Source organism: Enterococcus sp. HMSC072F02 (genome assembly GCF_001837725.1).
Lineage (GTDB): Bacteria > Bacillota > Bacilli > Lactobacillales > Enterococcaceae > Enterococcus_B > Enterococcus_B lactis.
This window is the reverse complement of the sequence record NZ_KV833945.1, coordinates 1-9,004: the sequence shown is the minus strand read 5'-3', so window position 1 is coordinate 9,004 and position 9,004 is coordinate 1. Positions and strand designations below refer to the sequence as shown.

General features: G+C 38.4%; 8 protein-coding genes. All 8 read left to right on the top strand.

All coding sequences use genetic code 11. From position 1 onward, the window contains the following. The coding region (locus HMPREF2731_RS05910; protein ID WP_070872563.1) for an ABC transporter substrate-binding protein at positions 1 to 1,369 on the top strand (1,369 nt) is incomplete at its 5' end. A gap of 81 nt (positions 1,370 to 1,450) precedes the next feature. Continuing rightward, positions 1,451 to 2,932 (top strand): ABC transporter permease, encoded by a 1,482-nt coding sequence (locus HMPREF2731_RS05905; RefSeq protein ID WP_002329769.1) that lies wholly within the window; start codon positions 1,451 to 1,453, stop codon positions 2,930 to 2,932. A gap of 25 nt (positions 2,933 to 2,957) precedes the next feature. Further along, positions 2,958 to 3,869 (top strand): oligopeptide ABC transporter permease OppC, encoded by a 912-nt coding sequence (gene oppC, locus HMPREF2731_RS05900; protein WP_047928056.1) that lies wholly within the window; start codon positions 2,958 to 2,960, stop codon positions 3,867 to 3,869. 10 nt (positions 3,870 to 3,879) lie between these two features. Then, positions 3,880 to 4,968: an ABC transporter ATP-binding protein gene (locus tag HMPREF2731_RS05895; protein ID WP_002292656.1), complete on the top strand. Its 1,089-nt coding sequence runs from the start codon at positions 3,880 to 3,882 to the stop codon at positions 4,966 to 4,968. After that, on the top strand, positions 4,958 to 5,887 hold the full coding sequence (locus HMPREF2731_RS05890) for an ATP-binding cassette domain-containing protein (RefSeq protein ID WP_002292658.1): 930 nt from the start codon (positions 4,958 to 4,960) through the stop codon (positions 5,885 to 5,887). Before HMPREF2731_RS05895 ends, HMPREF2731_RS05890 begins: the two co-directional genes overlap by 11 nt. 126 nt (positions 5,888 to 6,013) lie before the next feature. Next, on the top strand, positions 6,014 to 6,445 hold the full coding sequence (locus HMPREF2731_RS05885) for an HIT domain-containing protein (protein ID WP_002336611.1): 432 nt from the start codon (positions 6,014 to 6,016) through the stop codon (positions 6,443 to 6,445). Between the two features lie 275 nt (positions 6,446 to 6,720). Further along, complete coding sequence (locus HMPREF2731_RS05880) at positions 6,721 to 7,746, top strand: FUSC family protein (RefSeq protein WP_002341113.1); 1,026 nt, start codon at positions 6,721 to 6,723, stop codon at positions 7,744 to 7,746. A 322-nt stretch (positions 7,747 to 8,068) separates the two neighbouring features. Further along, positions 8,069 to 8,947 (top strand): acyltransferase domain-containing protein, encoded by an 879-nt coding sequence (locus HMPREF2731_RS05875; protein WP_025479738.1) that lies wholly within the window; start codon positions 8,069 to 8,071, stop codon positions 8,945 to 8,947. Positions 8,948 to 9,004 lie beyond the last annotated feature (57 nt).

Sequence of the window (9,004 nt, the reverse complement as noted above, 5' to 3'; positions counted from 1 at the left end):
ATTTTTCTGTCTAGTTAATTGTAGCCTATCCAATGGACCCTTCATCCTTGCAAACAATACAGCTAAATCAGTTATCGAATATACGAAGAATGAATCTTATTGGGATCCTAAAAATGTCCATTTAGACACAGTAAAATGGACCTACAATGATGGAAGTGATCCCGATGGGTTATTTAAATCTTACGAAAATGGAGAATTATCTCTTGCTCGTGTTTATCCAAATTCACCAGGATATAAAGACGTAACAAAAGCTTATCCAGATGGTGTGACTTGGTCTCAAACAGGTGGATCCACATACAATTTAACATTTAACTTTAACCGAGGTACATTTGATGCAACTTCAAAAACAACAGATAAAGAAAAAGAAGATACACAGAAAGCTATTTTAGACCGCAATTTCCGTTTAGCTATTCTATTCGGATTTGATAAGAAAAGCTATAACGCACAAAGTGTAGGAGAAGAAGGAGCCACTAAAGCATTACGTAATACACTTGTTCCTGCCGATTTTGTAGAAATTGGCGGAAAACCTTACGGTGATACAGTGGCAAGTAAATTAAAAGCACTGGATTCCGATGCTTTTGGCGATGTAAATTTATCTGATGGACAAGATGGGTATTATAACGCAGACAAAGCCAAAGAATATATGGAAAAAGCAAAAACAGAACTAGAAGCAAAAGGTGTGCAATTCCCTATTCATTTAGATATGCCAGTTGAGGAAACTTCTGAGATTAGTGTCAACATGGTCAAATCTTTGAAAAAATCAGTGGAAACTTCTTTAGGATCAGATAACGTAGTGGTTGATGTTCAACTATTGAATGAAGATAAATATTTAGCTGCTACTTATCAAGCGACGACCGGACAAGCTGGCGACTTTGACATTACAAATGCCTCTGGTTGGGGTCCAGACTACACTGATCCATCTTCTTACTTGAATATCTATGATTCACGCAAAGGGGATATGATCCATACACTTGGACTGGAAGCTTCTGCCGTAGTACAAGGAACGGATCCATCAACTGCTGCGAAAAAAGCAATCAACTTGTCTGAATACGACGCATTATTGGATAAAGCCGCTGCTATCACTGATGATTTAGATGCTCGTTACACTGCTTATGCAGATGCAGAAGCTTGGTTGTTAGATAATGCTTTGCAAGTACCAATTTATGCAGATGGTGGGACGCCGCGTGTCACAAATGTAGTACCATTTAGCGGATCATATGGTTGGGCAGGTATTGCTGCAAACAAATTGAAATATGTAGAAGTACAAAGCGATATCGTCACAACAGATCAATACGACAAAGCGAAGAAAGCTTGGGAAACGAAAAAAGAAGAAACTGCGAAAGAAGCAGAAACAACAAGTTCTAAGTAATTTAGCTGAATGAATAGTAAAAAAGGCTTTCAATTTCTATTGTAGCCTTTTTTACTTATATGATGAAAGAGAGGGAAAATTGTGAAAAGATACCTTTTATTTAGGGTCCTGCGCTCTATACTTAGTATTTTTCTTGTAACTACCTTAACCTATGCGGTGATCTATTCACTTGTTCCGAGAAAAACGATATTTCAAAATGATGTGAATTACGGAAAATTAAAGGCAAAACCAGATGAACTGGCAGATTATGAAAATACAGCATTCAGCAAGATGGGTTATATCGAATACCACACGACGAAAGAACTGAAAAAAGAAGTAGGAAGCAGTTCATCAGAAAAAGCCTCTTCTGAGCAGTTAGAAGAAAAATACCAAGATTGGGCGAAGAAAAATGGTTGGACGCTCAAACAATTTCCAATCAGCAAAGAATATTATGCGACAAAAGATATTCCATTAGTAAAACGCGTAGTGAATTTCTATGCGAATATGATCCAAATCGATCACCCATGGAAAGTAAAAGATGCCAGCAATCCTAACTTAAAACATTCTCTGCGTATCGAAAACGATGAGTTGGTCGGTTGGGCACTTGTCGGTTCAGGAACACAATATAAATACCAAATCTATTTCAATGGACAATTTCCTTATATCCATCAAAATATCGTTCATTTGAATCTAGGCACTTCATATCCGACATTTGCCGGACAAGCGGTAACAAGCATCATCTCAGGAGGACAAGGGAAAACAGAAAGTACAGAGACAACATTTAATGATGATTTTACAGCGCGCTCTTCTGCTAATATCTATCTCCGTCAATATCAGAAAACAAAAAACATCTCTTCACGAGACAAAAAATATTTTTCTGATAATTACGTCATCACAGACACGAATCACCAAGACCCATCGATGATCGGTACATCATTTCGTATGGGAGCTATCGCTGTTATTATTGCTTATGCGATCGGTATACCTGCTGCGATGTTGATGGCTCGTTACAAAGGGAAGATACCAGATAAAGCAGGGATCGCTATCGTAACGGTGCTGATCTCCGTGCCAAGTCTAGCCTTTATCTATTTCTTCCGATTTATTGGAAGCAGCTGGTTTTCTTTGCCAGATTCCTTCCCAGCATTGGGCGCACAAGATATTCGCTCCTATATATTACCGACAGTGATTCTAGGACTATTGTCTGTTTCTGGAATCGTTATTTGGCTGAGACGTTACATGATCGACCAACAGTCTTCCGATTATGTTAAATTTGCGAAAGCAAAAGGTTTGAATGCGAAAGAAATTGCTAGAAAACACATTTTCAAAAATGCAGCTATCCCAATCGTCAATGGGATTCCAGGAAGTATCATCGGAGCGATTGCTGGGGCGACGATCACAGAAACAGTGTTTGCTGCACCAGGTATGGGGAAAATGCTACCTGATGCGATCATTACCCATAACAATCCATTAGTTATCGCAATCGTTTTTGTCTTTACCACAGTATCCGTATTTTCAATCTTAGCCGGGGATATTGCGATGGCATTAGTCGATCCGCGAATCAAACTATCGTCAGGAGGAAAATAGCTTGGAAAATGTGAAAACAGAACAAATGAACGAATTCATTTTTGTAGAAACGAATTCGTTAGCTTCAGAAAAGATTGATACGCCGAAGTATTCGTATTGGCGTTCGGTCATGCGTAAATTCTTTTCAAACAAAGTTGCGATTTTTATGCTGATACTGATGCTGGCTGTCTTATTGATGAGCTTTATCCAGCCATTATTCAGCGGATACAAATTTATGGATGTAAAAGATATCAATGACTTTACGAAACGCTATAATCCACCAAGTGCAAAATTTTGGTTTGGTACAGATGCTAACGGCATGTCCTTATTCGATGCAGTTTGGGCAGGGGCGAAAACATCGATTTCCATCAGTGTCATTGCTACATTGATCACTACAGTTATTGGTGTAGTAGTAGGGGCGATTTGGGGAACATCGAAAGCAATTGACCGTTTCATGTTGGAAATTTACAACATCATCTCGAATGTGCCAACTTTACTGATCGTTATCGTTCTCTCTTATACGTTTGGTTCGGGATTTTGGAATTTGATTTTTGCGATGTGTGTGACGAGCTGGCTGAGCGTAGCTTACTTTATTCGGGTACAAGTCATGATCATCCGCGACCGCGAGTATAATTTAGCCTCAAAAACACTAGGAACACCGACCTTGCGGATGATTTTTCGTAATATCCTGCCTTATCTGATTTCTATCATCGTGACAGATGTATCTAGAGCGCTACCTTCGTTTATTTCATATGAAACCTTTCTTTCATTCTTAGGCGTTGGGTTAAGCAGTGATGTTCCTTCCCTCGGACGATTGATCGCAAAATATACGAATAACATGAGCAATTACCCTTATCTTTTCTGGATTCCTGTGACTGTACTGGCGTTAGTTTCTGTTTCTTTATACATCGTAGGACAAACTCTTGCAGATGCGGCAGATCCAAGAACACATATTTAGGAGGCAAACAATGGAGAATCAAACAATTTTATCAGTAGAAAACATCTCGGTCAGCTTCCATGTTCGTCACCGCGAATTAAAAGCGATCAGAAATGTCTCATTAGAGCTAAAAGAAAAAGAAACATTAGCCATCGTTGGTGAATCAGGATCAGGAAAATCAGTTCTGACAAAAACATTCACCGGGATGCTGGAACAAAACGGCAATATCACTTCAGGAACGATCCGCTATAAAGACAAGATATTAAGCGAATTGAAAAAGGATGAAGAATGGGAAGATATTCGGGGAAAAGAAATCGCGACGATCTTCCAAGATCCTATGACTTCACTGAATCCTATCAAAACAATTGGCTCACAAATCTCAGAAGTCATCATCAAACACCAGAAGAAATCAGCGAAAGAAGCGAAACGCTTAGCTGTCGAATTGATGGAAAAAACAGGAATCCCTAATGCGGCAAAAAGATATGATGAATATCCTTTCCAATACTCTGGTGGGATGAGACAACGGATCGTCATTGCTATTGCATTGGCTTGTCGACCTAAAATCTTGATTTGTGATGAACCGACAACCGCTTTGGATGTAACGATCCAAGCACAAATCTTGGAACTAATCAAAGAGCTTCAGGAAGAATATCAATTCACAACGATTTTTATCACCCATGATTTGGGCGTTGTCGCGGCTATAGCAGACAAAGTAGCTGTTATGTATGCTGGACAGATCATCGAAAGCGGAACAGTTGAAGAAATTTTTTATGATCCAAAACATCCCTATACATGGAGCTTGCTTTCTTCTTTACCACAATTAGCACAAAAAGGAGATGTGCTTTACTCTGTACCAGGAACACCACCTTCTTTATATAAAGATATCCAAGGAGATGCTTTTGCGCCTCGCAGCGCCTATGCGATGAAGGTCGATTTTACTAGTGAACCGCCTATGTTCCAAGTATCCGAAACCCATTTTGCGAAGACTTGGCTGCTGGATCCTCGTGCACCGAAAGTACTTAAACCAAAACAAATCGAAAATCTTCATGAAAAAATGATTGCTTTGGCTGCAGAATTGGATAGTGAAGAGCAAGACGGGGGGAAGCAAGTTGTCAGCTGATAAAAAAACTTTGTTAACTGTAAAAGATTTAGAAATCACTTTTGGAGAAGGAAAAAGCAAGTTCGTAGCTGTCCAAGACGCCAACTTTGATATTTATAAAGGAGAAACGTTCTCTCTCGTAGGAGAATCTGGTTCAGGCAAAACGACGATTGGCAGAGCAATCATTGGGTTAAATCCGACAAGCAAAGGGGATATTCTCTTTGAAGGGAAAAAGATCAATGGTCCCTTGTCGAAAAAAGAACAAGCAGAAAAAATCCGTAAGATCCAAATGATATTCCAAGACCCATCCGCATCGTTGAACGAACGGGCAACAGTAGAATATATTATCTCAGAAGGTCTCTATAATTTTAACCTGTTCCACTCGGAAGAAGAACGTTTGGAAAAGGTGGCAAAAATCATCAAAGAAGTCGGACTACTTCCAGAGCATATGTACCGCTATCCTCACGAATTTTCCGGCGGTCAAAGACAACGGATCGGGATCGCTCGTGCATTAGTGATGGAACCTGAATTAGTCGTAGCGGACGAACCAATCTCTGCTTTAGATGTTTCGATCCGTGCGCAAGTGTTGAACTTACTGAAAGATGCACAAAAAAAACGAGAAGTGACATATCTTTTTGTCGCTCATGATCTATCAGTCGTACGTTTTATTTCAGATAGGATCGCTGTGATCAGACAAGGACATATTTTAGAACTAGCTGAAACGGAAGAGTTATTCAACCATCCGCTTCATCCATATACAAAGGCATTGCTTTCAGCTGTGCCTATACCAGATCCTATTTTAGCAAGGAAAAGAAAATTACATGTGTATGATCCTAGCATACATGATTATACAAAAGACGGTCCGGTTTTCGAGGAAGTACGCCCCGGACATTTTGTATACGGGAATCAAAAGGAATTAGAAGCGTATCGAAAATTGTGAGATCTGCAGTTTGACTGGACACCGAAAGTCAGGTGATCAAACATGATAGTTAATCGATATTTTGGTAAAAGCAAGGGGAAGACAGAGAAGTCTTACCCCTTCTTAGTCCACAAAGGGGTGGATGAATTGGAGGATTGTTTATTTTGTAAAATAGTGAATGGAAGATTGCACCGAAGAAAAATAGTTGAGAGTGAAAATATTCTTGTATTTTTAGATAACGCAGGAGATGTCGATGGTCATATGATCGCTCTAGTCAAAAAACATCGGGTCAATTTAATTGATTGCGAGCAAGAACTATTTATTGAATTGATGAACGTCATTCGAGCGGTTTCTCTTCATTGCGTCGAAAATTGCGGTTTTGATGGCGTCAATTTGATCAAAGCAGAAGATGAGACAGTAGAAGAACATGTCTCTCACCTTCATTTCCATATTATTCCTAGAAAAAAACAAGATGGGGTGGATGCTTGGCCCTTATTTACCGGCGCGATGAATGATTTAGAGACTATGCACCAGCTTCTTGATATGAGACAAAGGACAGGAGAAAAATCCAGTGCATAAAAGAGAAGAATGTACGCTCTTAGATACGATTCATTCGGTTTTTAATAAAAAAAGATAAGGTAGCGAGTTGCTTAGAAAACTTGCTACCTTATCTTTTTTTGTTAATACGACTCGAATGTTCGTTCTTTGTTTTGACTTTTCCAAGCCTTTTTCTTCTTGATACTAATTTTATGAAAAATCAAGAAATAATTGTTATACTAGGTAATGCTGACAAACGGGATTGGTATTTCATTTTGATTCAGCTTCTTTTCAAATCACTAGGAAGGAGGGATAGATTGTTCAAGACTTATTTTCGTTTCAATAAAATACAAGATAATCCTTTTCGTATCATGAACCTGATGCTACTTATCTTTATCGTATTATGGTTAGGTTACATAAATCATGACTTTTTGATTTCAAGTTTTTCATCATTAGGGATCTTTACTTTTTTCTATTATCAAAACATACCGATGAAATCTTTGCTGAAACGTATGTTTTTGATCGGTTGTGGACTTTTGTTTGCTTTCGTTCTAGGGATTTTGTCAACTTATGTTTTATGGCTTGAACCATTTGCTGTAGCTTTGGTTGCTTTTTCCAGCAGATTCGTGTTGCGATTATTCCATATCTCTAAACCAGGTGGCTTGTTTTTTGCGATGCTTTCTGCCATGGGAACGAGTATGCAGCTGCCAATCGCTCAATTACCGATCGTCTCGCTTTATTTTTTTATGGGTGTCGTTTTTGCCCTGATTGCGGCAGTGATTACAAAATTACTGGATTCACGACCTGAGCAGACAATTGAAAAAGCGACTCTAAAAGAAAGGTTTCATGAAGAGCCTTTGGTGATCATTGATTCTGTTTTCTACAGTGCCGCCTTGTTTCTGTCCGTTTATGTCAGTCATGGCTTGAATCTGCATAATCCTTATTGGTTGACCTTGTCATGTGCATCGATTTTGCTGGCGGAAAATTTAGATGCGATGAAGCATCGACAAGTCCAATATCTGATTGGATCGATGGGTGGGTTATGTGTGTCAGCAGTCTTGTCATTTGTGCCGTTCACGCAACTGCAGACGATTTTTCTGATTACGTTTCTTTACGGAATCGCACAATTTCTAGTTGCTAGAAATTACGCAGTTGCTAATATTTTTCTTAATCCCATGGCGTTGATGCTATCTACACTTATTCGCGGGGCCTATCTGATGTCTTTGATCGAATATCGTTTTTTAGGAATCATCATAGGAAGTTTCATCGGTTTAGGTGTTGCGTGGGTAATGACGGTTGGTTTGCAACATTATTTAACGGTTGTTCGTCAAAAATTAGAATAGAAGGACAAATATATGTGCCAAAAGAGGTTATGACAAGATTTTTGTCACAACCTCTAATTCAAGGTGTTCAAAAGCCAGATTCTCAGCATTAAGTCAAATTCACACAAAAATGTGGAAAGGAACTTTCAAAAAAATTTTATATTTATTCTATCAAAAAATTTTGTTTATGATGGTAACTGAATAAACTTTCCTGAGATGGTCAATGCTTTCCTTGAAAGTCTTACAGATATTCTTTCTTCATAGAAAGTTTAAGTTTTATAGTTAGTGTACAATAAAAGTATGTTTATACCATATGGTGTCCGGATAATCAATCATTTAAACAATGAGGTTCAAAGATATGAAAAGGGGAAATTTGATGAAGAAAATAAGCAATGAAATCCAAATTCTGGCAGAAACTTTAACTCTTCCCAAAGTCGTTATAGAGCAAATGATTGTACAAGCAAAAAACATCCTTGATGAGGTGTTTGAGCAATATAGTCATGAACTAATGGATCCTAATAAAGCAAAGGCGACTGCAAAGAAAATAGACAAAGTCTATGAAGAGGAACCTTTTGCAGCATTAGCTATTTATCTATATGCAGCTTCTCAAAGTTGGAAAAAAATTTATCAACCATTGAAGATTCCAAGAACTATCTATTTGGCAACAATGAATGCTTTTACTAGATTTATTCATGAACATTTCCAAGTAACAGGAAGCTATCGCTTTGACCGTGGTTTTTGGATTTGGCATCACACTAGTGGCTTGATCTTTCGGATTGGTGAATTGGAGTACGAAATGACATATTTTCCGAAAGGGTACACGGATCTAAGATTAGAAGGAAAGAAGTGCCTTTCTCTTCATATTCCTTCCGATGCAGATTTATCTCAGAATAAGATAAGAGATAGTTACGAAAGTGCCATTCGTTTTTTTGAACTTTATTTTCCTGATTACCATTACCAAGTGATGTACACAGATACTTGGTTACTATCACCCAATCTTACTAAATGGTTGAAAAAAGAGTCAAAAATCTGTCTTTTTGCAGCCGATTATCGATTATTATCAGTTGATGAACAGGACGATAGTGGAGTCCCTTGGATCTTTGGACGAGTAGATGCCCAAATACATGATTATCCAGAAAGTACGAGTTTACAGCGACAAGCAAAAGAGCAATTGCTTGCAGGCGAGCACATTGGCTCTGGCTTAGGTATTCTCACTTCATAAGTTTAGTACTTCGAAATAGTTTAAAAGAGCGTGAGACAAAAGTAAAGAACACTTTTG